We start from the raw sequence: 24,754 nt of genomic DNA on the forward strand, positions 1-24,754 counted from the left end.
AACAAGACGAGAGGCCCAGGATGTGACCTGGGCCTCTCTGGAACGGCGCGCGTCTTGTTGACAGAAGCCTAGGCGTGCATCCAGCTCTCGTCAGAGGGGTCGTCACGGAAGGCCAGCAGGCGCTGCTTGTCGCACGGCTGGATGTAGCCCTCCCCCACGGCCACGTCAACCAAGGTGTCCAGGTCGCACAGGCTCGTGTTCCTCACCTCGGCGGCTGCCAGGCGCTCCAAGCCCCTCTGCATGCCATAGGTGAAGATGCTCACTACGCCCAGGACGTTGGCACCGGCCTCGCGCAGGGGGCTCACGCAATCCAGGACGCTGCCGCCCGTCGAGACAAGGTCCTCTATCACGACGACCCTGCAGCCAGGCTCGAGCCTGCCCTCGATCTGGTTCCTGCGGCCGTGGTCCTTGGCGGAGCCCCGGACGTAGCCCATGGGAACGCCCAGGCGGTCGGCCGCGATGGCGGCATGGGCAATGCCTGCGGTCGAGGTACCCATGAGCATCTCCGCCTCGGGATACAGCTCGCGGACCCTCTCGGCCAGTGCCTCGTCGACGAGGGTGCGCACCTCGGGATAGCTCAGGGTGAGCCTGTTGTCGCAGTAGATGGGGCTCTTGATTCCGGAAGCCCAGGTGAAGGGCTCGTCGGGCCTGAGGAAGACGGCCCTTATGGAGAGAAGCGCCCTTGCGACATCCTGCCTGCTTGTCATGTGACCTCCCGTTTCCTGGGACCGCAGCTGGTAGCCCGCAGCCGCACCAGCCTATCTGTTTGCCTTGAGCGTGGAGAAGACCCTGGTGCTGTGCCTCTTCACGAAGGAGATGAAGCTGCCCTCTCGGTAGCACAGGCCCACGTTCTGCGCCTTGATCGGGGCGATCATGGCGCGCATCATCTTGGTGCGCGGGCGCGCCATCACCGCTGCCGTGCGGGCCCGCTCGGACGAGATCATCTCGCGAATCTGGGAGAGCTTCTCCCTCTCGCTGAGCGTGCACTTGGGATTGCACACGTTCTCGATGCAGCCGACCAGGCGCTCTATGTAACGGCGCTGGACCATCTCCATGCTCGCCGGGTCCCCGTCGAGCCCCCAGTGGCGGTAGATGTCCAGCATCCAGCCATGCTCCTCCTCGCGCTTGGCATACATGTCCGGCCGCCAGCGGGCGGTCTCGGACTCGCCGCGCTGCCTGATGAAGTGGTAGTACGGGCGAGACATGACGCCCACGCGCTCCACGTCGCGGATGAAGTCCAGCACGTAGGGAAAGTCGTCCCAGAAGGTAGGGCGGAAGCGCAGGCCCAGCTCCTCGATCCTCTCGCGCAGGAAGAGCTTGTTCCAAGGGGAGTAAAGCTGATTTGCGTCGAAGAGCCGCCAGGCATCCGAGCGGAACTCCTGCTGGGTGGCGTAGACGCTATCGGCGCAGGCCTTGAGCTCGGTGTTGTGCTGCTCCGCGTCACCATAGTAGGTATCAATGTAGAAGCCCGAGATGGCGAGCTCCAGGTGGTTCTTCGTCGAGAACTCGTACATGTCCTCGAGCATCGTTGGCTCGGTCCAGTCATCCGCGTCAAAGAACAGGACGTATTGGCCGCGAGCACGGTCAAGGGCATAGTTGCGCGCCGCGGGGGCACCGCCGTTGGGGGTGTGGAACACCGTGACCCGGATGTCACGCTCGGCTATTCCGTCCAGGATCTGGCCGGTGCGGTCCGTCGAGCCATCGTCCACGACCAGCAGCTCGAAGTCATCAAGGCTCTGGTTCTGAATGCTCTCGACAGCACGCCGAACGTAGCGGTCGACATTATACGCAGGCATGATGACGGATATCTTGGGCAGCTTGGGGGTCATACCCTCTAGTCTCCAGACCACGATGTCGCTACAGGGCGCCAGGGGAGCAAGGCCGCTGTCCTGGCACACGTCGTATTATCGCCCAGGCCCCGCCAGGCATTGTGTGCGCCACGTGTGCTGGCTGTGAATCCAGCAGATTCACAAAGACCTGCTACGGCTGGGAATTTACACGGGCATCCGCATATGGCGCGGCATCGCTACTCGGCGGGAACCAGGATGCCCAGGGCCACGCCCAGCTGCGTCTGGTCCAGCACGCTGCGCACCCCGCCCGAGCCGTCCTCCTCCTGGGAGGCCACGGCATCAGCGCGCGAGATGTTGTCCACGCCAATGGACTGTATCAGTTCGGCCAGGTCCAGCAGCTGCCCCGTTCCCATGTCGGTGTTGATGGTGGTGAGCACGCTGGGGGCGGAGCCCAGAATGGCCGAGACGCCACGCCCCTTCATGCCCTCGAGGCGCTCGGCGGTGCCGTCAGGCGCCACCAGCACATGCCCCAGGGAAACGTTTGTGGCAGCCGAGAGCGGCGCCGGCAGCGCAGAGGGCCCCGCCTGTGCGAAGAGCGCCTCCAGGGTGGTGTCGCCCGCGTCACCGGCCAGCTTCGTGTTGAGCGGGAGGCTCACAAGGCTTCCCGTGCCAGCGGTCACGTTCAGCGAGAGGAGCTGCGCGGCATGCAGGGTGGGCGATGTCGCGCTCGCGTTGTCCACGGTAAGGACCAGCAGGTTCATGAACCTGTCGTCAGAGACGCGGTACCCCTCCTCGGGGTCGCGCACGTCGGCCTGGCTGCCGAGCGAGGCCGTGAGCCTCTTGTCGTTGAGGGTTGCCGCGTCGTTCGCCTTCTTCCAGAGGCTGCCCACCAGCACCACCAGAAATATCGCGATGGCAAGCAGCACGCCCACTGCGATGGCGTTGCTGTGAGGGCCGTAGCTTGGGACGTCAGTTCGCTCGAAGCGCTCCCTCTTCCTCAGCAGCATGCGAATCCCCTCCCTTACGACGCCCCCGCCTGGGAGGCGCCACCTTGTCCAGTGAGATGACTATAGCCCCAAGGCAGTCGCTCCAGAAGGCCTGCTACCACCAACGGGCGAGGCTGGACGATGGGTAATCCACGCCCTCGAAGCACAGGCCCTGGGCGGGCGCCGTTGGGCCGGCCGCGGCGCGCGACCGCGCTTCGAGCGCTGCCTCCAGCCAGTCTGCGTCCCTATGGCCCCGGCCGATCTCCACAAGGCTTCCCGTGATGGCGCGCACCATGTTGTGCAGGAAGGCGTTGCCCGTGACGTCCACCGCCACCAGCCCCTCCCCGGCCTCCACAACGCGAGAGACGCGCAGCTCGTCGAGGCGGCGACAGGTGGAGCGCCCGTCCGCCTCCAGAAGCTGGGCCGAGGAGGCCTTGCAGAAGCTTCGGAAGTCATGCTCGCCCAGAAGGCGAGACGCACCCTCGTTCATGGCATCCAGGTCAAGCCCATCCACGCCCCGCAGCCACCAGCAGTGGTCCCAGCCCATGACCGGTCGGGGCTGTCCGCAGGCTATCCGGTAGCGATAGTGGCGCCTCAGGGCGTCAAAGCGCGCGGAGAAGCCTGGCTGGGCCTGGTAGAGGGCGACTATGGAGAGGTCGTCCGGGGTCAGCGCGACAAGGGAGGCGGCAAGCCTCCTTCCCTCGAGGCGGCGCTCCTCCCCCCGCAGCGGAACGCTCACGAACTGCCCCAGGGCATGAACCCCCGCGTCAGTGCGGCCCGCGACCTCCATCTGGACCTCACGGCGCAGCGCGCACTCAAGCGCCTGCCTGAGCTCGCCTGCGACGGTGCGCTGCCCGGGCTGTTCGGCATAGCCCGAGAAGCCCGCACCCCTATAGCCCACACGGACCACCAACGTTGCCGTCGGGACCTCTTCCCCCTGCTGCTGACCGCTCATCTGTCTCCTCGATTCCAAGGCGTGCGCAACCAACCCTAAAGCAACGACAGCAGAAGGGAAAGGGCCAGGGCGAGCAGGGCCAGGGCAACGTCACGCGGGGCAATCGGCCCCGGCACGCTCAAGGGGGCGCCCGGCCTGAAACATCGGTCGCGCATGGAGCGCGCAAGCTCCTCGGAACGCCTGAACAGCGCCACCACCAGAGGGATAAGAACCGATGCCCAGCGCCTCAGCCGTTGGCCTGGCCCACCCTCGTCCAATCGCACGCCACGGGCCCTCTGCGCCATCTCTATGCGGTCGAACTCCTCCACCGTGACCGGCAGCAGGGTCAGCGACAAGGAGACTGTCAGGGAGAGGTCGCCCACGGGAAGGCCCAGCCTGGCCAAGGGAGCCAGCGCCGAGGAGATGGCTCGCGCGAGCTCGGGGGCGGTGGTGCTCGACGAGACCACGGCGGCAAGCATCACCAGCACCACCACCCTCAGCACGGCCACGAGGGCGCGCCAGAGCCCGGCGACGCTCACGCCGAGGGCGGGCGAGAGCTGCAGCCCATTGGCCGCAAGCGAGAACAGAAGCACCAGGAGGGTTGGTCGGAGGGCGCGAAGGAACTGCGCCGGACGCATGCCGGAGCCCAGGCCCAGCACCAGCGCGAGCGCCAGCTCGAGCAGGAGGGGCACCATGCCATGCGCCAAAAACGCCGCCAGGCTCAGGGAGGCAAGCGCCAGCAGCTTCACGCGGGCGTCGAGCTCGTGCAGCCAGCCTTTCTCGGCACTCCAGCTGCCAAGGGGCGAAGACTTACTCCTGTACATGGAGCGCCTCCTGAAGCTGGAGCGCAAGCGGCAGCTCGAGGCCCGCCCGCCGAAGGCCGTCCCTGGCCTGCGGCAGCTCCTCCATCGTCCCCTGCCAGACCAGCCTGCCCGAATCCAGCAGCGCCAGGCTGTCTGCCACCCCCAGCCAGTCAGACAGGTCGTGAGTGATGACCAATATGGCCCTTCCCTGGTCTGCCAGGGAGCGGAGGAGGGACGTCAGGTCACGAAGGGCCACGCCGTCAAGCCCCGCGCCCGGCTCGTCAAGCACCAGCACGTCCGGCTCGAGCGCAAGGCTTCCCGCCAGGGCAACGCGGCGCCTCTCCCCGCCGGAGAGGGCGAAGGGGTCCCTGTGCCACAGACGCTCGCCCACGCCCATGAGCGTGAGCGCCTTCCCGGCAAGGGCCTCGCTCTCTTGCGAGCCAAGCCCCATGCCCAAGGGGCCAAAGGCCACGTCCTCAAGCACGCTGGGCGCAAAGAGCTGGTCCTCGGGTCGCTGGAGCGAGAGGCCCACCCGCCCGGCCCGAACTGCCTCGCCGCCAAGGGTGGCCTCTCCCGAATCCGGCGCCAACAGGCCGGACGCCACGCGCGCCAGGCTCGATTTGCCGGCGCCTGAGCCGCCGACGAGCAGCGCAAGCATGCCGGGACGAAGCTCGAGCCCAATCCCATCGAGCACGCGGGCATCCCCATAGCTCAGGGACACGTTCCTCAGCCGCAGGCAGTCCTCTGACGGGGCCCTCTGGGGACGTTTGACGGCAAGTCTGAGGGGGTTAGTCCCATTTTCCGCCACGTGACCTCGGCGGACGAATTCGGCCATCACAGACGCCCAGGAAGACATGTCCGACGAGGCAAGGGCGCCCAAGTCAAACCCGCTGGCCACAAGACCGTGCAGGCTGCGGGCCAGCCATGAGCGCTGCTGCGCCACGCGCAGGGCATCCCGGCTCGCAAAGAGCTCCTGGGGCGTTCCCCTCCATGCCACCCTTCCCGCCGAGAGGACCACGACCTCGTCGGCCGTGACGACGTCCTCGGTGAGATGGGTCGCCTCGAGCATACCCACCCCATCCCGCAGAAGGCCCCTCACGACCTCCCGCAGTCGCTGGCGGGAGGCGGGGTCGAGCTGGGAGCAGGGCTCGTCCATGACTAGGTAGCGCGGGCCCATGGCCAGCACCCCAGCCAAGGCGATGCGCTGGCGCTGCCCGCCGGAAAGCGTGGCGACATTTCGCCCCGCAAGGCCTGCGAGCCCAACCTGGCGCAGCGCGTCCTCGGCGCGCGACATCGCCTCCCCGTACCCAAGCCCCAGGTTCCTGGGGCCAAAGGCAACGTCATCCAGGACCTGCGGGCTCACGAACTGGGCCGATGGGTCCTGCCTGAGATATCCCACGCAGCGCGCAAGGCCGCGCATGCCCTCGGCGGAAAGCTCGTCGCCGTCCAGGAGCAACGAGCCCTTGTCCGGGAGCATGGATCCGTTTGCCATGCGGGTGAGCGTTGTCTTGCCCGACCCGTTGGCCCCCAGGAGCACGACGCGCCTTCCGGGGCGCACGCACAGGGACACGCCATCCAGGGCCAGAGGTCCGTCGTGCGCATGGCGCTTCGTCAGGCCCACCATCTCAAGCACGCTGGCTCACCTCCTGGTCGTGTCTCGTGGCTTAGAAAAAAGAACTCCGCAGCAAGCGCTCTGCTGCGGAGTTCTTGTGCTGGCGAGTGTGCGGAGAGGCTACTCGGCCTGCTCCTCGGCCTCGACGGTCTCCTCAGCCTCAACCTCGGCGGCCTCCTCGGCCTCGGCCGCAGCCTCCTCGACGGTCTCCTCGGCCTTGGGCTCCTCGACCTTCTCGACCTTCTTGACGGAGGTCTTGGCGGCCTTGGGCGCCACGGGCTCGGTCACCATCTCGATGATCACGACCTCGGCGGCGTCACCCTTGCGGGGGCCAAGCTTCATGATGCGGGTGTAGCCGCCGTTGCGGTCGGCCCACATGCCCTGGGCGGCCTTCTCGAAGACCTCGCGCACCAGCTCCTTGTCACCGAGCTTTGCAATCGCGAGGCGACGAGAGTGCAGGTCGCCCTTCTTGGCCCAGGTGATGATCCTGTCGACCTCGGGACGGATGGCCTTGGCGCGGGGCTCGAGAGTCTTGATGCGGTCGTTGCTCAGCAGGGCGTTGACGAGGCTCTTCTTCATTGCCTTGGTATGAGCGGCATCGGTGCCGAGCTTCATACCCCTCTTCTTGTTGTGTCTCATGGTCTAGCTACTCCTCAGTAAAACGTGCGACGTGTCCTAGGCCTTGAGGCCAAGACCCATAGTCTCGAGCTTGTCCTTGACTTCCTCGATGGACTTGACGCCAAAGTTACGAATGTTGAGCAGGTCGTTCTCGGAGAACTCGACGAGCTGGCGCACGGAGTGGATGCCGGCGCGCTTGAGGCAGTTGTAGGAGCGGACGGAGAGGTCCAGGTCCTCGATCTGCTTGTCAAGCTCGGTGTTGTCCTCCTCGACACCCGTAGCGAAGATGGAGGCGTCCTCGGCGGGCTCCTCCACGTCAGCCAGACTCATGAAGGCGCTCATGTGCTGGTTGACGATGTTTGCCGCCTCGACGACGGCGTCACGCGGGGAGATGGAGCCATCGGTCTCCACCTCGAGGACGAGACGGTCGTAGTCGGTGTGCTGGCCCACGCGGCAGGGCTCGACGGCCTTGGCGCAACGGCGCACGGGCGAGTAGAGGGAGTCCACATGGATGATGCCAATGGGATCGCTCTCGCGCTCGTTGTCATCGCCGGAGACGTAGCCGCGGCCGACGCCGATGCGCATCTGCATGGTGAGGTGAGCGCCCTCGCCCAGGCTGCAGATGACATGATCCTTGTTGACGAGCTCGAACTCGGCGGGGACCTTGAAGTCACCGCCGGTCACCGTGCACGGACCATCGATGGAGATGGAGGCCGTTGCCTCGTCGGCAGTGCCCATGGAGCGGAACACGAGACCCTTGACGTTGAGGACGATGTCGGTAACGTCCTCATAGACGCCCTCGACCGTGGTGAACTCGTGCTGAACGCCATCGATCTGAATGGCCTCGACTGCCGCGCCCTCAAGAGAGGAGAGCAGCACCCTGCGCAGGGAGTTTCCGAGGGTGTCGCCATAGCCACGCTCGAGCGGCTCCGCGGAGACGCGGGCGAGGTTCTCGGAAATCTCCTCCACAGACACTTGCGGTCGGATGAATTCTGACATGAATGCCTCCTACCGTTTCGTGCTTACTTGGAGTAGAGCTCGACGATGAGCTGTGCATCGATCTCGAGATCGATCTGGTCGCGCACGGGAGCCTGCAGGACGGTGCCACGCAGCTTCTCGATATCGACCTCAAGCCATGCGGGGACGGCCATGTGCTCGGAGGAGACGATGGCCTCCTTGATGGGGAGCAGGTCCTTGGCCTTCTCGGCCACGGCGATGACGTCTGCGGCCTTCACCTGGTAGGAGGGGATGTCCACGCGCTTGCCGTTCACGGTGATGTGGCCGTGGCGAACGGTCTGGCGGGCCTCCTTGCGGGTTCGGGCAAAGCCAAGGCGGAACACCACGTTGTCGAGGCGGGACTCAAGCAGGCTCATCAGGTTGTCACCGGTGATGCCCTGGGTCTTCATGGCCTTGTCGTAGTAGCCGCGGAACTGCTTCTCGAGAACGCCATAGATGAACTTGGCCTTCTGCTTCTCGCGGAGCTGCAGGCCGTACTCGCTCTTCTGACGGCGAGTGCGCCTGGGCTGACGGTTGGACTTCTTGTTGATGCCCATGACGATCGGATCGATCTCAAGCTGGCGGCACCTCTTGAGGACAGGGGTCCTATCAACTGCCATTGCTACTGTCCTTCCTTACTACACGCGACGACGCTTGCACGGACGGCAACCGTTGTGCGGGATGGGGGTCTTGTCCTGGATGCCCGAAACCTCGAGGCCGGCGGCCTGGAGGGAGCGGATTGCGGTCTCACGGCCGGAGCCGGGGCCCTTGACGAACACAGCCACCCTGTGAAGGCCGTGCTCCATGGCTGCCTTGGCGCAGGCCTCGGCCGCGACCTGGGCCGCGAACGGGGTGCTCTTGCGGGAGCCCTTGAAGCCGACGGTGCCACCGGACTGCCAGGCGATGACGTTGCCCTGAGGGTCGGTGATGGAGATGATCGTGTTGTTGAAGGTGCTCTTGATGTGGGCCTGGCCCACGGCGATGTTCTTGCGCTCGGCGCGGCGGACGCGCTGGGTACGCTGATTCTTCTTAGCAGGCATGTTTTACTCCCTAGCCCCTCTTCTTTGCACCGATCTGACGCTTCTTACCCTTGCGGGTACGAGCGTTGGTGTGGGTGCGCTGGCCGTGGACGGGGAGGCCCTTGCGGTGGCGGAGGCCGCGGTAGCAGCCAATCTCCATCAGGCGGGCAACGTTCTGACGAACCTCACGACGGAGGTCGCCCTCGGTGGTGAAGTTCGCGTCGATGTAGTCGCGAATCTTGGTGACCTCGTCCTCGGTGAGATCCTTCACGCGGGTGGCGGGGTCAACGCCAGTCTCGGCGCAAATCTTCTTTGCGCTGGTGGCGCCAATGCCATAAAGATAGGTGAGTCCGACCTCAGCGCGCTTCTCGCGCGGAAGGTCGACGCCGTTGATACGTGCCAACTTCGAGCTCCTCTCTTAGCCCTGACGCTGCTTGTGGCGAGGGTTCTCGCAGATCACGTAAACCTTGCCATGGCGACGGATGATCTTGCACTTGTCGCACATCTTCTTGACCGAAGGACGTACCTTCATCTTACTTTCCTTCCGGTTGCTCTTACACGAACTGGTGTTGCACCGGCAGAGCCAGGTGGAGCTGACCTGCCTTATCTACTCGCCCAGCCGCAGGCGTGAAAATCCCAGCTGAAACGCAGAGCGTGACTACTTGTAGCGATAGGTGATTCGGCCCCTGGTGAGGTCATAGGGGGATATCTCCACGACGACCTTGTCTCCAGGGAGGATGCGGATGTAGTTCATGCGAATCTTGCCCGAGATGGTGCAGAGAATAGTCTTTCCGTTCTCAAGCTCAACGTTGAACATCGCGTTGGGCAGCGGCTCGACTACCTTGCCCTCGAGCTCGATTCCATCCTGCTTGCTCACCTTGCCTACTTTCTCTATGCTCGTCACAGCGACTGATAATCATACAGAAAATCACAAATTCCGTCCATGGTGCACCATTTGCACATAGACATGCGCGGGGGGAGGGGCTGAGCCCTCCCCCCTACGCTGGATTCAGTTCTCGCCGCCTTGCATGGAGCACCACGGACCTTGTTCGTCCTGGGTAAGGACGACAGGGCCGTCCTGCGTGATGGCAATGGTGTTCTCGTAGTGGGCGGCGGGCCTGCCGTCGTCCGTGACAACCGTCCAGCCATTGCTGAGCACGTGGTTCTCGTATGTTCCCAACGTGATCATGGGCTCGATGGCAATGACCATGCCCGCCTGCAGCCTCACGCCGCGGCCCTTCTTGCCATAGTTGGGTACGTTCGGGTCCTCGTGCATGACGTGCCCCACGCCGTGCCCCACGTACTCTCGCACGACACCGTAGCCGTTCCTCTCGGCCAGCGACTGAACCGCGTAGCCGATGTCTCCCAGATGGTTTCCGGGGACGGCCTGCTCGATGGCCGCCTTGAGGCAGTCGCGGGTGACCTCGCAGAGCCCCTTGACCGCCGCGTCGGGCTCGCCCACGTAGAAGGTCCAGGCGTTGTCTCCGACCCATCCGCCAAACGTGGCACCGGTGTCGATGGAGATGATGTCGCCTTCGCTCAGGAAGACCTCGGGCGAGGGGATGCCGTGCACGATCTGCTCGTTTACCGATGCACAGATGCTCCCCGGGAACCCGCCGTACCCCTTGAAGGTGGGGACGGCTCCGTGAAGGCGGATGAAGCTCTCCACGGCATTGTCGATCTCCTTGGTGGAGACGCCAGGGCGCACCAGGGAGCCCGCCAGGCGAAGAGCCTGCTTGGAAAGCGAGCCCGCGCTCTTCATTTGTTCGATATCAGTTTCTGACTTGATGTGGATCATAGTCCGAGGAGACTCCTGACGTCGGCATAGACGTCGTCGACAGGCCTGTCTCCATCAACCTCCTTCAAGATGTCGTGGCCGCGGTAGTACTCGACGAGCGGCGCCGTCTGGTTTGCATAGGTGTCAAGCCTCTTGGCAATGGTCTCTGGCTTGTCATCATCGCGCTGATACATCTCGCCGCCACAGCGTGGGCAGGGGTCCACGCCAGCAGTGGCCGTGTAGTTGCAGCTATGGCAGGTGCGTCGGGAGCTAAGGCGGTCGATGATTATTTCCGGCTTCACATCGACGAGAAGGGCGGCCTCGAGCGCTATGCCCATGCCCGCGAGCTCTGCATCGAGAACCTCTGCCTGCTGGAGGTTGCGTGGGAAGCCGTCGAGAATAAAGCCCCTTTGGGCGTCATCCTGGGCAAGGCGCTCCTTCACCAGCTTGACGACGAGGCTGTCAGGCACGAGCTGACCTGCGTCCATATAGCTTTTTGCCTCTTTGCCCAACTCGCTTTGAGCCTTGACGGCCGCACGGAGAAGGTCGCCCGTTGAGATGTGGGCCACCCCGTAGTCCGCAACGAGCTTCTGGGCCTGCGTGCCCTTGCCCGCGCCAGGCGCGCCAAGAAGAACGATGTTCATGTGCTCCCCCGCCTTCCAACCTGAGTTACCTGTCACCAACGCACGCTGATCGCACGCATGCCTGCTAGTCTACCCGCAGAGTTTGTGTGAGTGAACGTCGGATGAAAAAACCCATGCTCAGCGGGCTTCTCGTCAGTTTTTCGGTCGAGCTTTGTGGGTGACGAGCTTCCAGGTACAACAACGTGATGGATTTGGTGCCTCGCCTGGGGCGATTAGGTTCCGCATCATGTCTTGTTGTCATTTTCGGGCGTATTTTGACAACAAGATTCTCGCTGCAGTAGGCATGCAGGACGTGCTTTGGCCGATTCGAGCGTTGTTGTACCATCCTTTTGCCCACGCAATCGCTCTGCCCCGCAAGCCCCCGACAGCTTTCGCACCGAACAAAAATGGCCCGGGGCCACCATATGGCAGCCTCGGGCCATTGCTCAAAAACGGTTTCGAGCGGCTACTTGAAGAAGCCCTCGTAGTTGTGCATCTTGAGCTGAGACTCCAGCTGCGAGATGGTGTCCATGGCCACGCCAACCATGATCAGGACCGAGGTGCCACCGAATGCCTGAAGCAGGCGGTTGCCCGTCAGGAAGAAGAGTATCGATGGGACAACGGCGAGCGCCGCCATAAAGAGGGCCCCGGGAAGGGTGATGTGGTCAAGAACGGACTTGATGTAGGCGGAGGTGGCGCTGCCGGGACGAACGCCCGGAACGAAGCCACCGGCCTTGCGCAGCTGGTCTGCGGTCTCCTCGGGGTTGAACACCATCGCCGTGTAGAAGTACGCGAAGAAGACGATGAGGGCGACCGAGAGGACCCAGTTGATCCAGCCGGACGAGAGCGCGTTGGCAAAGGCCTGAATCCACGCCACGTTGGGGAAGAAGACGGCAAGCTGCGCCGGCAGGTAAAGGAGCGCGGAGGCAAAGATGATGGGAACGACTCCTGCGGTGTTTACCTTAATGGGAAGATAGGTTGCCTGCCCGCCCATCACCCTGCGCCCAACGACCCTCTTCGCGTACTGCACGGGAATGCGACGCTGCCCGCGCTCGATGTACACGATGACAGGGATGATGGCAAGGATGACCAGCAGGGTGACCACGGTAACGACCGCTCCCGTGGAAGAGGTCCTCACCGAGGAGGTGAGCGAGGAGGGCAGGCCGGCCATGATGTTGGTGAAGATGATCAAGGACATGCCATTGCCCACGCCGCGCTGGGTTATGACCTCTCCGAGCCACATGATGATGATGGCACCCGTGAGAAGAACGCCAACGATGACGAGGTCCTCGATGAACTCGGGGAAGCCCATGCCAGAGAAGTCGATGCCGTAGCTCTTGAAAAGGAAGAGGTAGCCGATGGCGTTGATCAGGGCCAGGGCAAGGGTCAGGTAGCGCGTGTACTGCGTGATCTTGCGCTGGCCGCTCTCCCCCTCACGGGCAAGCTCGGCAAGGGACGGAATGACCGCCTGGAACATCTGGAGGATGATCTGGGCGGTAATGTAGGGCATGATTCCCAAGCTGAAGACGGAGACGCGAGAGAGTGCCCCACCAGAGAAGAGGTTGAGCACAGCAATCGCGCCACTGTTGGACGCCGCCGCCTGGAAGGCCTGGAGCATGGCCGCGAAGGGTACTCCAGGCGCAGGAAGGTAGGCGCCAAATCTATACAGAAGAAGGATCCCGACTGTGATCAGGATCTTCTTCCTAAGCTCAGGAATGCGGAATGCGTTTGCGATTCCAGTTAGCACGCCTGCTCGACCTTTCCTCCGGCCGCCTCGATCTTTGCCTTGGCAGAGGCGGAGACCTTGTCAACCTTGACGGTGAGCTTCTTGGTGATATCACCGTCTCCCAGGACCTTGACGAGGATGTAGTCGTGCTTGATGACACCCTTGGCCACGAGGGCCGCGGAGTCGACCGTCTCGCCGTCCTCGAAGAGGCCCTCGAGACGGGAGACGTTCACGGGCGCATACTCGACGCGGTTGTGGTTAGTGAAGCCGGGAAGCTTCGGGAGGCGCATGGCGAGGGGCTGCTGGCCGCCCTCGAAGCCTGCGCCCTTGCCGCCGCCGGAACGGGACAGCTGGCCATTCATGCCGCGGCCGGAGAAGGTGCCGCGACCAGAGGAGTTGCCGCGACCGACGCGCTTGCGGTTCTTGCGCGAACCCTCCGCGGGACGAAGATCATTGAGCTGCATTTGGATGACTCCTAGTTCTCTTCAACCTCAACAAGGTGCTTGACCTTGAAGATCATTCCACGGACGCTCGGGTTGTCGGGGAGCTGCGAGACGTCGCCGATCTTGCGAAGGCCCATGGCAAAGCAGGTGCGGGTCTGGTCCTCCTTGACGGAGGCAACCGCGCTGCGCACGAGCCTGACGGTGAGCTTCTTCTCGTCTGCCATGCTTAGTCCTCCTTCCCGTTGAACATCTCGGAGACGGTCAGGCCGCGACGGTCCGCCGCCTCCTGGGGGCTGGAGAGGGCCTTGAGGCCCTCCGCGGCCGCCTTGATGATGTTGAGTGCGTTGTCCGTGCCGAGGGACTTGGACAGCACGTTGGTGATGCCGGCAAGCTCGAAGAGGGGACGCACGGGACCACCGGCGATGACGCCGGTACCCTCGACTGCGGGCTTGATGAGAACGCGGCCTGCGCCGTAGTGTCCCTCAATGGTGTGAGGAATGGAACCGCCCTCGGTCACAGGGACCTTGAACATGTTCTTCTTGGCGTCATCGACGCCCTTCTGGATGGCCAGGGGCACCTCGGCGGACTTGCCCATGCCGATGCCCACGTTGCCCTTGCCGTCGCCCACGACAACGAGGGCGAGGAGGGACATGCGGCGACCACCCTTGACGGTCTTGGAAACACGGTGGATGTAGACTACGCGCTCCTGAAGATCGGAGTCATTCTGGCGCTTACGATCACGTGGCATTCAAATTCCTCCTAGAACTTCAGGCCCGCGTTGCGGGCACCGTCTGCCAGGGCCTTCACGCGGCCGTGATAGATGTGACCACCGCGGTCGAACCTGACCTCGGTGACGCCCTTCTCCAGCGCGCGCTCGGCAACGAGCCTGCCGACGACCTCGGCGGCATCCTTGTTGGAGCCCAGCTTGCCGGTGGCGCGGAACTCGGCGCTCAGCGTTGAGGCGGAGCAGATGGTCCTGCCGTCGGCGTCATTGACGACCTGTGCGTAGATGTGCGCGTTGGTGCGGTGAACGCTCAGACGGGGACGCTCGGCGGTACCGAAGATCTTGGAGCGGACGCGGCGCTGGCGGCGCTTGAGCCCCGCTCGCTTTGCCTGGTTCTTGTTCATTCCTTCTCCTTCAACACGCCATCACCTGACGGGGTGATGGTCTTTCCTATTGGCTAGCGAGGCTTACTTGGCAGCCTTGCCGAGCTTCCTACGGATGTACTCGCCCTCGTAGTGAATGCCCTTGCCCTTGTAGGGCTCGGGCGGACGCTTGGAGCGAACCTCCGCCGCGACCTGGCCGACCTGCTCCTTGGAGATGCCCTTGACAACGATGTGGGTGTTGTCGGGAACCTCAAAGGAGATGCCGTCGGGGCAGCTGTAGATGCAGGGGTGAGAGAAGCCGAGGGAGAGGTCCAGGTCCTTGCCCTTGAGCGCGGCACGGTAGCCGACGCCGGTGAGCTCGAGCTTCTTCTCGAAGCCCTCGGAGACGCCGACGACCATGTTGTTGACGAGGGTGCGAACGAGGCCCTGCTGGGCGTTCGACTCCTTGGACTCGTCGTTGCGGGTGACGAGGATCTCCTCGCCCTCCTGCTTGATGGTGACGAGCTCGGAGAACGTGCGCTCGAGCTCTCCCTTGCCGCCCTTGACAGAGACGTGGGTGCCCTCGATGGTCACAGTTACCCCAGCGGGAACCGTGACAGGCTTCTTACCAATACGAGACATTGTCTCCTCCTTACTTCCTGTCGCGGTTTACCAGACGTAGCAGATGACCTCGCCGCCAACGCCCAGCTTGCGAGCGTCGCGGTCGCACATCATGCCCTTGGAGGTGGAGATGATCGCGGTGCCGAGGCCGCCCAGGACGCGAGGGAGCTCAGCTGCGGGAGCGTAGATGCGCAGGCCGCACTTGGAGATGCGCTTGATGCCGCGAATGATGCGAGCGCGCCTGGCACCATACTTGAGAGTGATGTGAAGGGTCTTCTGAGGCTTGGTGTCCTCGACCTCATAGCCCTCGATGTAGCCCTCCTCGCAGATGACGCGGGCAATCTCGACCAGGACCTTGCTCGAGGGCATGGAGACCTCGGACTTGCCTGCAGAGTTAGCGTTGCGGATGCGCGTCAGCATGTCTGCGATGGGATCAGTAACCTTCATTGATTCCTTCTCCTTCGTTAGTGATGAAACTGCGCGCCTGGTTCATGGGAGCCCATGGCCCTCATGCCTTTGCGCGAGAGCCCTGGCCTACCAGCTTGCCTTGCGGACGCCAGGAAGCTCGCCCTTGCTAGCCAGCTCGCGGAAGCACACGCGGCACAGCCCGAACTTGCGATAGACGGAGTGGGGACGCCCACAGCGCTGGCAACGGTTCTGGGTGCGCGTCGAGAACTTCGGCTCGCGGTTAGCCTTGACGATCATCGATGTCTTAGCCACAAATCCTCCTTCAGGAAGAGGCCCCGGCACCCTGCCGGGGCAACTTACAAGCGATTGGTTAGTTCTTCTTGAACGGGAAGTGGAAGGCGTCGAGCAGTGCCTTGCCCTCCTCGTTGGTGTTGGCGGTGGTGACGATGGTGATGTCCATGCCACGGGTGTGATCGACCTTGTCGAAGTCGATCTCGGGGAAGATCAGCTGCTCCGTGATGCCCATGGAGAAGTTGCCGTGACCATCGAAGGACTTGGGGGAGATGCCGCGGAAGTCGCGGATGCGGGGGATGGCGATGGCGATCAGGCGATCGAGGAACTCCCACATGCGGTCCCCGCGAAGGGTGACCTTGGCGCCGATGGGCATGCCCTGGCGCAGGTGGAAGGTTGCGATGGACTTGCGCGCGTGGGTGACCATGGGCTGCTGACCGGTGATGGTGCGAAGGTCGGCCACGGCGCCCTCGATTGCCTTGGAATCGGTTGCGGCCTCGCCGACGCCCATGTTCACCACGATCTTCTCGATCTTGGGGATCTGGTTGACGTTGCCGTACTCGAACTTCTTCATGAGCTCGTCGCGAACAGTGGAGCTGTAGTGCTCCTTGAGACGAGGCACGTACTTGTCTGCCATGTGACTCTCCTTAACTCATGGGGTTTTAAGCGCGGGGCCTGTCCTCGCGCCTCCTGGAGCTGGCGGTTCCAGGAGCCGTGCGTCTGACTAGCTGAGACATAGCTCTCCATCTAGAGACGCAAGGTAAAATAGTACGCCCTTGACACCCGAAAGGGCGCCAAGGGCTGGAATATCCACAATTACTTGCAATCTACAGACATCGGGGCACGTCCCTGGCGAGACGAGCCCCTCTGACGCTATCTCGCGGCCTGCCTTCTCAGAGCCAGGCCGAGGGTCGCCACGACCGATGCCCAGGCGGACCAGGTGCCGTCGTCACCCGTGCGGGGCAGAGTCCCTGCCTTGCCCCTCTCCCTCGCGAACGGGCGCTGGGGCGTGGTGGGGTCGGATGGATCTGGGTAGACGTTCGCGAACACAGCACCCACGGCATCGCCGCTCTCGCCCAGGTCGACGTCCTCAGTCGCGCCGGCGACGGTCCTTTTCATGGCACGCGTGGCCTGCAGCCTGCCTTGGCCGTCATCAGTGACGACGTAGGCCAGCGTGTAGGTGACGGCACCCGTCTGGCCGTCCCTCACGGAGAACGTCGAGACGGCTACTATCTCGGACGCCTGGTCAAAGGTCACGCCGCGCCCCTCGGAGAGCGAGGCCATGGTCTTGCCCGAGTTGACCTTGTCACCGAAGAGGTCCGTGTACTTCTTGGTGTTCCAATTGCTGTGGTCCCACTTCTTTGCCTTGATGACCGCCCCGATGTCCTTGAAGTCCTTGGTGGTGAGGCCGACGAAGTCGTTGATGTGGCACACGCCCTTCGCCGCAAGCTCGTTCGTGCCGACGGTCATGGACAGCCCCATGCTCTTGATGGAGAAGTCCGGCTGGTACTGCCCGCGCGTCTCGCTGCCCACGTCGATGGTGTACTTCCAGACCTTGACCTTGGTCCCGTCCTTTGCGTGAGGTTCGGTGACAGAAAAAGGGCGCCCCACGTTTCGCGGGGCGCCCAAGGGTAACGCGCGCAGTCTGGCGACTAGAGCTCGGCGCCGGACTTCTTGGAGTAGCGGACCTTCTTGCCGTCCTCGTTGAAGCGGTAGCCAACGCGGGTGGGCTTGTCGGTCTTGGGATCGATGAGGGCCACGTTCGAGACGTCGATTGCGGCCTCCTTCTGGATGATGCCACCCTGCTGGCCCTGCTGGTTGGCACGCTGGGCCTTCTTGACCATGGCAACTCCGCGGACAACGACCTTGCCCTCCGCGGGCATGGCCTTGATGACCTCGCCGCGGGCGCCCTTGTCCTTGCCAGAGAGGACCTCTACCTGGTCACCCTTCTTGATCTTCATCTTAGGCATGCGCACTCACTCCCTACAGCGTCTCGGGTGCGAGCGAGACGATCTTCATGTACTTGTGGTCGCGCAGCTCACGAGCGACGGGCCCGAAGATGCGGGTGCCCTTGGGCTCGCCATCCTTGTTGACCAGGACGCAGGCGTTCTGGTCGAACTTGATGTAGCTGCCGTCCTTGCGACGGGTCTCCTTGACGGTGCGGACGACGACGCAGCGCACGACGTCACCCTTCTTGACGGAACCGCCCGGCGTAGCCTCCTGCACGGCGCACATGATGACGTCGGCAAGACCGGCATAACGACGCTTGGAGCCACCAAGAACCTTGATGCACTTCACACGCTTGGCGCCGCTGTTGTCAGCGACGTTGAGCATGGTCTCCATCTGAATCATTGCAATTCCTCCGAACACTCACCCCAGCAGAGGTGCGACCACACGAGCGTCGCACGTGCATGGGCGCGGGTTGAATAGATCGTTACTTGGCGCGCTCCACGATCTCCTCGACACGCCAACGCTTGGTCTTGGACAGCGGGCGGGTCTCCATGACGCGAACGGTGTCGCCAAGGCCGCACTCGTTCTTCTCGTCGTGGCAGTGGAGCTTCTTGTTGATGGTCATCATCTTGCCGTACTTGGGGTGGTGCTTGCGGTAGGTGATCTGCACGATGATGGTCTTGTCGCCGGAGATCGAGATGACCTCACCGGTGCGGACCTTGCGTGCGTTCCTGCTTTCGGTTTCTGCCATTTCTGAATTCTCCTGCGATCTACTTCTGCGCAGCGGTCTTCTCCGCTGCGATCTGACGTGCGCGCATCTCGGTCTGGACGCGAGCGATGTCACGCTTCACGAGCGTGACGCGGGCGGTGTTGTCCAGCTGGCTGGTGGCCATCTGGAAGCGGAGGTTGAAGAGCTCCGCACGGCCGTCCTCGAGCTTCTGGGCGAGCTCCTCGTCGGAAAGCTCACGGATGTCCTGATACTTCATGTTACTTGGCCTCCCCGTCCTGCTCGGCGCGGGTGATGATCTTGGTCTTGATGGGAAGCTTGTGCTGGGCGAGGCGCAGGGCCTCCTTGGCAACCGCCTCGTCGACGCCATCGATCTCGAACATGACGCGACCAGGCTTGACGACGGCCACCCACTCCTCGGGGTTGCCCTTGCCGGAACCCATGCGGGTCTCGGCGGGCTTCTTGGTGATGGGCTTGTCCGGGAAGATAGTGATCCAGACCTTGCCGCCACGCTTCATCTGGCGGGTCATGGCAATACGGGCGGCCTCGATCTGGCGGTTGGTGATCCAGTGCGCCTCGAGGGCCTGGATGCCCCAGGAGCCAAGGTGAAGCTGGGTGTTGCCCTTGGCGTGACCCTTCATGGAACCACGCTGGACCTTGCGGTGAAGGACGCGCTTAGGTGCGAGCATTAGCGGCCCCTCCTCTCGTTACGACCACGGCGGGGACGGCTCGAGCCCTCGAGCTCGGGGTGCAGCGCGGGCTGGCCGGGAAGCTGCTCGCCGAGGTAAATCCAAACCTTGATGCCGCAGGCACCCATGGTGGTGCGGGCGGTTGCCTGGCCGAAGCCGATCTTGGCGCGCAGGGTGTGCAGGGGCACGCGACCCTCGCGATACCACTCGCGACGGCCCATCTCGGCGCCGTTGAGACGACCGGAGCACTGGATGCGGATGCCCTGTGCGCCGGCCTTGCGAGCGGACTGGACGGCCTTGCGCATGGCACGGCGGAAGGCGATGCGCCCCTCGAGCTGCTCGGCGATGGACTGGGCAACCAGCGCGGCGTCGAGCTCGGGACGCTTTATCTCGATGACGTCGACACTGATCTGGCCCTTGTCGACGCCCGCGATCTTCTCGAGGTCGGCACGCAGGGCATCGATCTCGGCGCCCTTCTTGCCGATGACGATGCCGGGACGGGCGCTGTAGATGGCAACCTTCACCTTGTCGCCGGCACGCTCGATCTCCACGCGGGAGAGAGCGGCGGAAGCGAGGCGCTTCTCGAGGAACTTGCGAATCTCGAGGTCGTTGCCGAGGTTCTTGGCATAGTCCTTCTTATCGGCGTACCAACGGGAACGCCAGTCCTCGGTGATGCCGAGACGGAAGCCGGTAGGCTGAACTTTCTGACCCATGTTCTCCCTACGCCTCCTTTCCAGGTGCGACGACGATGGTGATGTGGCTCGTGCGCTTGTTGATGCGCGAGGCAGAGCCCTTGGCGCGAGGACGGATGCGCTTCAGCGTGGGACCCTCGTCGACGTAGGCATACTTGACCACAAGGTTGTTGGCGCGAAGGCCGTTGTTGTTCTCGGCATTGGCCACGGCGGAGCGCAGGACCTTTGCCACGGGCTCGGAGGCCGCGCGGGTGGAGAACTGAAGCAGCTCGAGAGCCTTCTCGACGCGCTTGTTGCGAATCTGGTCCACGACCATGCGGACCTTGCGAGGAGCCATGCGCACGTACTTGGCGGTGGCGGAAACCTCGTTGTTTGCGTTGACAGCCATTATTCACGTACCCCCTTACTTTGCCTTGTGACCGCGGAAGGTACGAGTCTGGGAGAACTCGCCCAGCTTGTGCCCGACCATGGACTCGGTGACGTACACGGGGACGTGCTTGCGGCCGTCGTGGACGGCGATCGTGTGTCCGACCATCTCGGGGAAGATGGTGGAGGAGCGCGACCAGGTCTTGATGACCTCCTTCTTGCCAGCCTCGTTCATTGCGGCAACACGCGCGAGGAGGCGAGTCTCCACAAACGGGCCCTTCTTGAGACTTCTGCTCATTCTTAGGATCTCCTATTACTCGTGTTCCGGCTACTTGGACTTGCGACGACGGATGATCAGGTGGTTGCTGGCCTTCTTCGGGTCGCGCGTCTTGTAGCCCTTCGTGGGCTTGCCCCAGGGGGTGACGGAGGGACGGCCGGAGGTGTGGTTCTTGCCCTCGCCGCCGCCGTGCGGGTGGTCGACGGGGTTCATGACCGTGCCGCGGACGGTGGGACGAACGCCACGCCAACGCTGGCGTCCGGCCTTGCCGATCACGATGTTGCCGTGCTCGGCGTTGCCAACCTCGCCGATGGTGGCACGGCAGGTGAGGAGAACGCGACGGAGCTCGGAGGAGGGCATGCGCAGGACCGCATAGCCGTTGTCCTTGCCCATGAGCTGGATGGAGGTGCCGGCGGCACGGGCCATTGCGGCGCCCTTGCCAGGCTGGAACTCCACGGCATGAATCAGGGTACCAACGGGAATCTCGGACAGGGGCATGGCGTTGCCAGGCTTGATGTCGATGTCCTTGGTGCCGGAGATGACCATGTCGCCGACCTTCAGGCCCTCGGGGCAGAGAATGTAGGCCTTGGCGCCATCCAGGTAGTGCAGCAGGGCGATGCGCGCGGAGCGGTTGGGGTCATACTCGACCGTTGCGACCTTGGCGGGCACGTTGTCCTTGTTACGCTTGAAGTCGATCCTGCGGTACTGACGCTTGTTGCCGCCACCCTGGTGGCGGGTGGTGATGCGGCCGTTGTTGTTGCGGCCGGCCTTCTTGGGCAGGGGCTCGAGAAGGGACTTCTCGGGCTTGCTGGCGGTGATCTCCTTGAAGTCGGAGACCGTCTGCCAACGACGGCCTGCGCTCGTCGGCTTGAGGTGCTTAACTGCCATTACTTCTTTCCCTTTCTTCCGTTGGCCGTCACGTGCAGGGATTGACGTGACGACACCGGATTACCACGGTACCGCGCGTATCCATCACGCGCGGCATGCATGCCCGCACCCCCCTTGGGAGGCACGGGCGAGTTGCCTACTCCTCGACAGCGACCTGCTGGTTGGAGAAAACCTCGATCTGCTCACCATCGGCGATGGTGACAATGGCCTTCTTCCAAGTGCGGGTCTTGCCGGTGACGTAACGCACGCGCTTGTTCTTGGGCTTGACCCAAAGGGTGTTGACCTTGAGCACGTGAACGTTGAAGAGCTTCTCGACGGCAGCGGCGATCTCCTCCTTGGCGGCCTGACGGGCAACCTCGAAGGTGTACTTGTTCTGCGCCATCTGATCAAAGGAACGCTCGGAGACGACCGGGCGGATGATGACCTCGTAAGCGGAGTTCATTATGCGAGCACCTCCTCGAGCTGCTTGGCGATGGCGAGCGGCATGACGAGGACGCCATTGTCGATCAGGTTGCGGGTGTTGGCCTCGGAGACAGCGATGATGCTGACCTTGGGGAGGTTCCTGAAGGAGAGGTAGGTGACGACGTCATCATCGGAGACGACGAGGGTCACGCGCTTGTCCTGGATACCCAGGGCGCTCAGGACGGCCTGGGCCTGCTTGGTGGAGGGAGCCTCGAAGGTGAGCTGGTCGAGCAGGATGAGCTCGGCGTCAGCGAGCTTGCCGGAGAGGACGGACCTCATGGCGAGCTTCTTCTCCTTGTTGTTGGCACGCTTGGCGTGGGAGCGGGGGGTGGGCCCGAAGACAACGCCGCCACCAGTCCAGTGAGGCGCACGAATGGTGCCCTGGCGAGCGCGGCCGGTGCCCTTCTGACGGAAGGGCTTCACGCCACCGCCGGAGACGGCAGAGCGGTTCTTGGTGGAATGGGTGCCCTGGCGCAGGGACGCCTCGTATGCGACGACGACCTGGTGCACCACGGGGATGTTCGGCTCAATGCCGAAGACGCTGTCGGAAAGCTCGACCGTCTCGGTCGCCTTCCCCTCAACGTTCTTAACTTCGATCTTGGACATCGTGTCCTCCTTGGTAGCCTTAGGGTTTCTCTACGTGCGGGCCCTTAGGCCATGCGGATCGAGACGAGAGCGTTCTTGCCGCCGGGGACCGCGCCCTTGATGAGCATGAGGTTCTGCTCGGTGTCGACGCGGACAAGCTTGAGGTTCTTGACGGTAACGCGCTCGGCGCCCATGTGGCCAGCCATGTGCAGGCCCTTGCGGACGCGCGCCGGATAGGCGCACTGGCCGATGGAGCCCGGGCGGCGCTGGTTGCGGGAGCCGTGGGTCATGGGACCGCGGGAGAAGTTCCAGCGCTTGACGGTGCCCTGGAAGCCCTTACCCTTGGAGGTGCCGGTCACATCAACGGACTTGACCTCGGCGAAGTCGGCAACGGTGACCTGGTCGCCACAGCTGTGCTCCTCGCCGTTCTCGACGCGCACCTCGCGAAGGTAGCGCATGGGCTCGACGCCATGAGCGTCGAAGTGGCCCTTGAGCGGCTTGTTGATGCGGTTGGCCTTGACGTCTCCGAAGCCGATCTGGACGGCGTCATAGCCGTCGGACGACTTCGTCTTCACCTGCGAGACGGTGCAGGGGCCGGCCTGGACGACGGTGACGGGGACGACGTTGTCGTTCTCGTCCCACACCTGCGTCATCCCGATCTTGCGGCCAAGAATCGTGCTGACCATGCTCTTTCCTTACCCTCGGTGGTCATGGGACCTAGACGGGCGACCCATCGCCCCTCCCCAGCGGACCACATCCGACTGTTGCTGCCTGAAGGCATAGCTCTCCCCTCATTAATGCAGCTTGTCTACATTACAACTTCAAGGACGCATTCACAATCTTTTCGCAGAATTTTCGATGTACTCTAGCTGCGCTTTGTTTTTCCACTGTGCCGGGCGTTTCCTCTGTTGCGACAACACGGCGCGCTCGCTTCTGCTTTGCACGATAGTCTTCCTGTTTTGCTCATGAGCGCACGATAGTCGTCCCAATTTTGAGATTTCGAGGAGCTCATTCGACTATCGTGCAGGCGGCATGCCCCCCTGGGGACAAGCGTGGTCCCTATCTCAGAGCGCTCGCTCCGGGACGCGCGAGCAACGCCTGAAAATCCGTTAAAGTCCTGCTCGTTTGCTGCAAGCTTGAGCAAAAAATGCATTTCTTTCTCGGCAGCGCATCGTCTCCTTGAGCCTATGAATGGAGTGACAAACGCTTCGACGAGACGGGGATTCGATGAGGTTCGTCTGCAGCCACGAAGACGCCCTGTGGTACTGGTATCGGATAGGTCCGGAACGGCTTCGTCGTTCCAAGCGAGTGCTCAACCCCAGCCTAGATGACACGACCCTCTCCCTGAGGCGTCTGTCGAGCCTGGACCTTGCCGGCGTGGGCGTGGAGAAGTGCCCGCGGGCGGTCCTGGGACAAAACGCCTCTTCTCCCCCTGAGCTGCGGTGCATAGTCAAGCCCAGCCTCGGCGGCAGAGCCCCTGCCGGCATCCGCTCCGCACGCTGGTACGACAGGCTCCCCGAAGGGTCGCTGTTCCATATTGGATCGGGCGCATACGTCTGCTCGCCAGAGTTTGCCCTCCTCCAGCTATCGTATGAGCTGGGGGAGGTTGACCTAATACGCTTGTGCTGCCATCTCTTCTCGGAGTACTTCGTAGACATGAGCTCGGGCCAGCTCGTCTCAAGGGAGGCAATCTGCAGCCGCAAAACCATGGAGGGATTCCTTGGTCTCTGCGAGTTCCGCCGCGGACGCCCCTCTCTCGCCCGCGCCATGACCCATGGCGTTGAAAGGGCGGCATCCCCAAGGGAAATTGAGCTCTACCTTCTGACGAGTCTCCCGCCGCGGCTGGGCGGATATGGGCTCTCGGGCTGCAGCCTCAACCCCGAACGCCTCATTTCTCAGCAGGACAGTGCGATTCTGGACAGGCCTGACAGGAAGTGCGTGCGCATGGACCTGCTCTGGGAGCGGCGCCGAGTCGCCCTAGAATACCAGGGAGCCCATCATGCCAAGCACCTCTCGGAGGATCGCGGGCGCATCAACATGCTCTCTTCCATGGGCTACACCATCCTGCAGGTAGACAACGAGCAGATGCGCAGCGCCAGGAGATTCGACGCCCTGATGGAGCAGCTGGCGAAGAGCTTGCGCAGGAGGCTCCCTTCGCACGATCAAGAGTGGCTCCGGAAGAACTCGGCCCTGCGAGAGAGGCTGTTGGGCCCTGGCAGAATGCGCCTTTGACAGGTGGGCAGCGTTTGCACGATAGTCAGCCGCCTTCTGCGAAATTGGCAATTTCACGCGACTATCGTGCAGCCAAGGCGGGGCGACCTGCAGGAGCAGGCAATCAGGGCGGAGACAGAAAAGGGGACCCGGCGCTATGGCCGGGTCCCCTGA

At 63.3% G+C, this 24,754-nt stretch carries 38 protein-coding genes; 1 reads left to right on the forward strand and 37 read right to left on the reverse strand.

The annotated features are described in order from the left end of the window. Positions 1-68: 68 nt before the first annotated feature. The 37 genes from pyrE to rplC all read right to left on the reverse strand — a co-directional run bounded on the left by pyrE (position 69) and on the right by rplC (position 23,055). Positions 69-707 carry an orotate phosphoribosyltransferase gene (gene pyrE, locus CZ375_RS06540; RefSeq protein ID WP_077598439.1) on the reverse strand — a complete coding sequence of 213 codons (639 nt, stop codon included), beginning with the start codon at positions 705-707 and terminating at the stop codon, positions 69-71. Positions 708-758: 51 nt separating this feature from the next. Beyond that, positions 759-1,829 carry a glycosyltransferase family 2 protein gene (locus CZ375_RS06545; protein WP_077598440.1) on the reverse strand — a complete coding sequence of 357 codons (1,071 nt, stop codon included), beginning with the start codon at positions 1,827-1,829 and terminating at the stop codon, positions 759-761. A 197-nt stretch (positions 1,830-2,026) separates the two neighbouring features. Continuing rightward, positions 2,027-2,797, reverse strand: coding sequence for a hypothetical protein (locus CZ375_RS06550; protein ID WP_234966912.1), 771 nt, complete (start codon positions 2,795-2,797; stop codon positions 2,027-2,029). A 94-nt stretch (positions 2,798-2,891) separates the two neighbouring features. Next, on the reverse strand, positions 2,892-3,731 hold the full coding sequence (gene truA, locus CZ375_RS06555; RefSeq protein ID WP_143803089.1) for a tRNA pseudouridine(38-40) synthase TruA: 840 nt from the start codon (positions 3,729-3,731) through the stop codon (positions 2,892-2,894). Positions 3,732-3,766: 35 nt separating this feature from the next. Next, positions 3,767-4,534, reverse strand: coding sequence for an energy-coupling factor transporter transmembrane component T family protein (locus CZ375_RS06560; protein ID WP_077598441.1), 768 nt, complete (start codon positions 4,532-4,534; stop codon positions 3,767-3,769). Beyond that, on the reverse strand, positions 4,521-6,137 hold the full coding sequence (locus CZ375_RS06565; protein ID WP_234966938.1) for an ABC transporter ATP-binding protein: 1,617 nt from the start codon (positions 6,135-6,137) through the stop codon (positions 4,521-4,523). Before CZ375_RS06565 ends, CZ375_RS06560 begins: the two co-directional genes overlap by 14 nt. Before the next feature lie 108 nt (positions 6,138-6,245). Continuing rightward, positions 6,246-6,764, reverse strand: a complete 519-nt coding sequence (gene rplQ, locus CZ375_RS06570) for a 50S ribosomal protein L17 (RefSeq protein ID WP_077598443.1) — start codon at positions 6,762-6,764, stop codon at positions 6,246-6,248. 36 nt (positions 6,765-6,800) lie between these two features. After that, entirely contained in the window at positions 6,801-7,742 is a 942-nt protein-coding gene (locus tag CZ375_RS06575; protein ID WP_077598444.1) for a DNA-directed RNA polymerase subunit alpha, read from the reverse strand. 23 nt (positions 7,743-7,765) lie between these two features. Beyond that, the gene (gene rpsD / locus CZ375_RS06580; RefSeq protein ID WP_077598445.1) at positions 7,766-8,359 is read right to left on the reverse strand and encodes a 30S ribosomal protein S4; all 594 of its coding nucleotides are present in this window, start codon (positions 8,357-8,359) and stop codon (positions 7,766-7,768) included. Between the two features lie 18 nt (positions 8,360-8,377). Next, a complete protein-coding gene (gene rpsK / locus CZ375_RS06585) occupies positions 8,378-8,779 on the reverse strand; it encodes a 30S ribosomal protein S11 (protein WP_077598446.1) in 402 nt (133 codons plus the stop codon). A gap of 10 nt (positions 8,780-8,789) precedes the next feature. Further along, positions 8,790-9,161, reverse strand: a complete 372-nt coding sequence (rpsM, locus tag CZ375_RS06590) for a 30S ribosomal protein S13 (RefSeq protein WP_077598447.1) — start codon at positions 9,159-9,161, stop codon at positions 8,790-8,792. Positions 9,162-9,176: 15 nt separating this feature from the next. Then, complete coding sequence (gene rpmJ / locus CZ375_RS06595; RefSeq protein WP_013252436.1) at positions 9,177-9,290, reverse strand: 50S ribosomal protein L36; 114 nt, start codon at positions 9,288-9,290, stop codon at positions 9,177-9,179. A 126-nt stretch (positions 9,291-9,416) separates the two neighbouring features. Further along, the gene (gene infA, locus CZ375_RS06600) at positions 9,417-9,635 is read right to left on the reverse strand and encodes a translation initiation factor IF-1 (RefSeq protein ID WP_077598448.1); all 219 of its coding nucleotides are present in this window, start codon (positions 9,633-9,635) and stop codon (positions 9,417-9,419) included. 132 nt (positions 9,636-9,767) lie between these two features. Continuing rightward, on the reverse strand, positions 9,768-10,556 hold the full coding sequence (map, locus tag CZ375_RS06605) for a type I methionyl aminopeptidase (RefSeq protein WP_077598449.1): 789 nt from the start codon (positions 10,554-10,556) through the stop codon (positions 9,768-9,770). Further along, on the reverse strand, positions 10,553-11,179 hold the full coding sequence (locus CZ375_RS06610; protein ID WP_077598450.1) for an adenylate kinase: 627 nt from the start codon (positions 11,177-11,179) through the stop codon (positions 10,553-10,555). Before CZ375_RS06610 ends, map begins: the two co-directional genes overlap by 4 nt. 445 nt (positions 11,180-11,624) lie before the next feature. Continuing rightward, positions 11,625-12,905 carry a preprotein translocase subunit SecY gene (gene secY / locus CZ375_RS06615; RefSeq protein ID WP_077598451.1) on the reverse strand — a complete coding sequence of 427 codons (1,281 nt, stop codon included), beginning with the start codon at positions 12,903-12,905 and terminating at the stop codon, positions 11,625-11,627. Further along, complete coding sequence (rplO, locus tag CZ375_RS06620) at positions 12,899-13,348, reverse strand: 50S ribosomal protein L15 (protein WP_077598452.1); 450 nt, start codon at positions 13,346-13,348, stop codon at positions 12,899-12,901. Before rplO ends, secY begins: the two co-directional genes overlap by 7 nt. An 11-nt stretch (positions 13,349-13,359) precedes the next feature. Further along, complete coding sequence (rpmD, locus tag CZ375_RS06625; RefSeq protein WP_077598453.1) at positions 13,360-13,551, reverse strand: 50S ribosomal protein L30; 192 nt, start codon at positions 13,549-13,551, stop codon at positions 13,360-13,362. 2 nt (positions 13,552-13,553) lie between these two features. After that, the gene (rpsE, locus tag CZ375_RS06630) at positions 13,554-14,075 is read right to left on the reverse strand and encodes a 30S ribosomal protein S5 (RefSeq protein ID WP_077598454.1); all 522 of its coding nucleotides are present in this window, start codon (positions 14,073-14,075) and stop codon (positions 13,554-13,556) included. Positions 14,076-14,086: 11 nt separating this feature from the next. Beyond that, entirely contained in the window at positions 14,087-14,455 is a 369-nt protein-coding gene (gene rplR, locus CZ375_RS06635; RefSeq protein ID WP_077598455.1) for a 50S ribosomal protein L18, read from the reverse strand. 63 nt (positions 14,456-14,518) lie between these two features. After that, on the reverse strand, positions 14,519-15,055 hold the full coding sequence (gene rplF / locus CZ375_RS06640) for a 50S ribosomal protein L6 (RefSeq protein WP_077598456.1): 537 nt from the start codon (positions 15,053-15,055) through the stop codon (positions 14,519-14,521). Positions 15,056-15,082: 27 nt separating this feature from the next. Further along, entirely contained in the window at positions 15,083-15,481 is a 399-nt protein-coding gene (gene rpsH / locus CZ375_RS06645; RefSeq protein ID WP_077598457.1) for a 30S ribosomal protein S8, read from the reverse strand. Positions 15,482-15,568: 87 nt separating this feature from the next. Next, entirely contained in the window at positions 15,569-15,754 is a 186-nt protein-coding gene (locus tag CZ375_RS06650) for a type Z 30S ribosomal protein S14 (RefSeq protein ID WP_009278448.1), read from the reverse strand. Positions 15,755-15,812: 58 nt separating this feature from the next. Beyond that, complete coding sequence (gene rplE, locus CZ375_RS06655; RefSeq protein WP_077598458.1) at positions 15,813-16,370, reverse strand: 50S ribosomal protein L5; 558 nt, start codon at positions 16,368-16,370, stop codon at positions 15,813-15,815. 236 nt (positions 16,371-16,606) lie between these two features. After that, complete coding sequence (locus CZ375_RS08350) at positions 16,607-17,344, reverse strand: hypothetical protein (RefSeq protein ID WP_200799716.1); 738 nt, start codon at positions 17,342-17,344, stop codon at positions 16,607-16,609. Between the two features lie 41 nt (positions 17,345-17,385). Further along, positions 17,386-17,703 carry a 50S ribosomal protein L24 gene (gene rplX / locus CZ375_RS06665; RefSeq protein WP_077598459.1) on the reverse strand — a complete coding sequence of 106 codons (318 nt, stop codon included), beginning with the start codon at positions 17,701-17,703 and terminating at the stop codon, positions 17,386-17,388. A 13-nt stretch (positions 17,704-17,716) separates the two neighbouring features. Further along, entirely contained in the window at positions 17,717-18,085 is a 369-nt protein-coding gene (gene rplN / locus CZ375_RS06670) for a 50S ribosomal protein L14 (RefSeq protein ID WP_009278420.1), read from the reverse strand. Positions 18,086-18,167: 82 nt separating this feature from the next. Then, complete coding sequence (rpsQ, locus tag CZ375_RS06675; protein ID WP_077598460.1) at positions 18,168-18,434, reverse strand: 30S ribosomal protein S17; 267 nt, start codon at positions 18,432-18,434, stop codon at positions 18,168-18,170. Between the two features lie 19 nt (positions 18,435-18,453). Continuing rightward, on the reverse strand, positions 18,454-18,669 hold the full coding sequence (rpmC, locus tag CZ375_RS06680) for a 50S ribosomal protein L29 (protein ID WP_077598461.1): 216 nt from the start codon (positions 18,667-18,669) through the stop codon (positions 18,454-18,456). A gap of 1 nt (position 18,670) precedes the next feature. Then, positions 18,671-19,099 (reverse strand): 50S ribosomal protein L16, encoded by a 429-nt coding sequence (rplP, locus tag CZ375_RS06685; protein WP_077598462.1) that lies wholly within the window; start codon positions 19,097-19,099, stop codon positions 18,671-18,673. Beyond that, positions 19,099-19,812, reverse strand: a complete 714-nt coding sequence (gene rpsC / locus CZ375_RS06690; RefSeq protein WP_077598463.1) for a 30S ribosomal protein S3 — start codon at positions 19,810-19,812, stop codon at positions 19,099-19,101. The genes rplP and rpsC overlap by 1 nt, the downstream gene beginning before the upstream one ends. A gap of 7 nt (positions 19,813-19,819) precedes the next feature. Next, positions 19,820-20,179 carry a 50S ribosomal protein L22 gene (rplV, locus tag CZ375_RS06695; RefSeq protein ID WP_077598464.1) on the reverse strand — a complete coding sequence of 120 codons (360 nt, stop codon included), beginning with the start codon at positions 20,177-20,179 and terminating at the stop codon, positions 19,820-19,822. Positions 20,180-20,194: 15 nt separating this feature from the next. Continuing rightward, positions 20,195-20,455, reverse strand: coding sequence for a 30S ribosomal protein S19 (rpsS, locus tag CZ375_RS06700; RefSeq protein WP_077598465.1), 261 nt, complete (start codon positions 20,453-20,455; stop codon positions 20,195-20,197). Positions 20,456-20,485: 30 nt separating this feature from the next. Beyond that, the gene (gene rplB, locus CZ375_RS06705; RefSeq protein ID WP_077598466.1) at positions 20,486-21,322 is read right to left on the reverse strand and encodes a 50S ribosomal protein L2; all 837 of its coding nucleotides are present in this window, start codon (positions 21,320-21,322) and stop codon (positions 20,486-20,488) included. Between the two features lie 136 nt (positions 21,323-21,458). Further along, positions 21,459-21,764, reverse strand: a complete 306-nt coding sequence (rplW, locus tag CZ375_RS06710; RefSeq protein ID WP_077598467.1) for a 50S ribosomal protein L23 — start codon at positions 21,762-21,764, stop codon at positions 21,459-21,461. After that, complete coding sequence (gene rplD, locus CZ375_RS06715; RefSeq protein WP_077598468.1) at positions 21,764-22,390, reverse strand: 50S ribosomal protein L4; 627 nt, start codon at positions 22,388-22,390, stop codon at positions 21,764-21,766. Before rplD ends, rplW begins: the two co-directional genes overlap by 1 nt. Positions 22,391-22,434: 44 nt before the next feature. Beyond that, entirely contained in the window at positions 22,435-23,055 is a 621-nt protein-coding gene (gene rplC / locus CZ375_RS06720; protein ID WP_077598469.1) for a 50S ribosomal protein L3, read from the reverse strand. Positions 23,056-23,596: 541 nt separating this feature from the next. Here rplC and CZ375_RS06725 point away from each other — a divergent pair. Continuing rightward, the gene (locus tag CZ375_RS06725; protein WP_077598470.1) at positions 23,597-24,601 is read left to right on the forward strand and encodes a DUF559 domain-containing protein; all 1,005 of its coding nucleotides are present in this window, start codon (positions 23,597-23,599) and stop codon (positions 24,599-24,601) included. Positions 24,602-24,754 lie beyond the last annotated feature (153 nt).

Source organism: Olsenella urininfantis (genome assembly GCF_900155635.1).
Lineage (GTDB): Bacteria > Actinomycetota > Coriobacteriia > Coriobacteriales > Atopobiaceae > Olsenella_G > Olsenella_G urininfantis.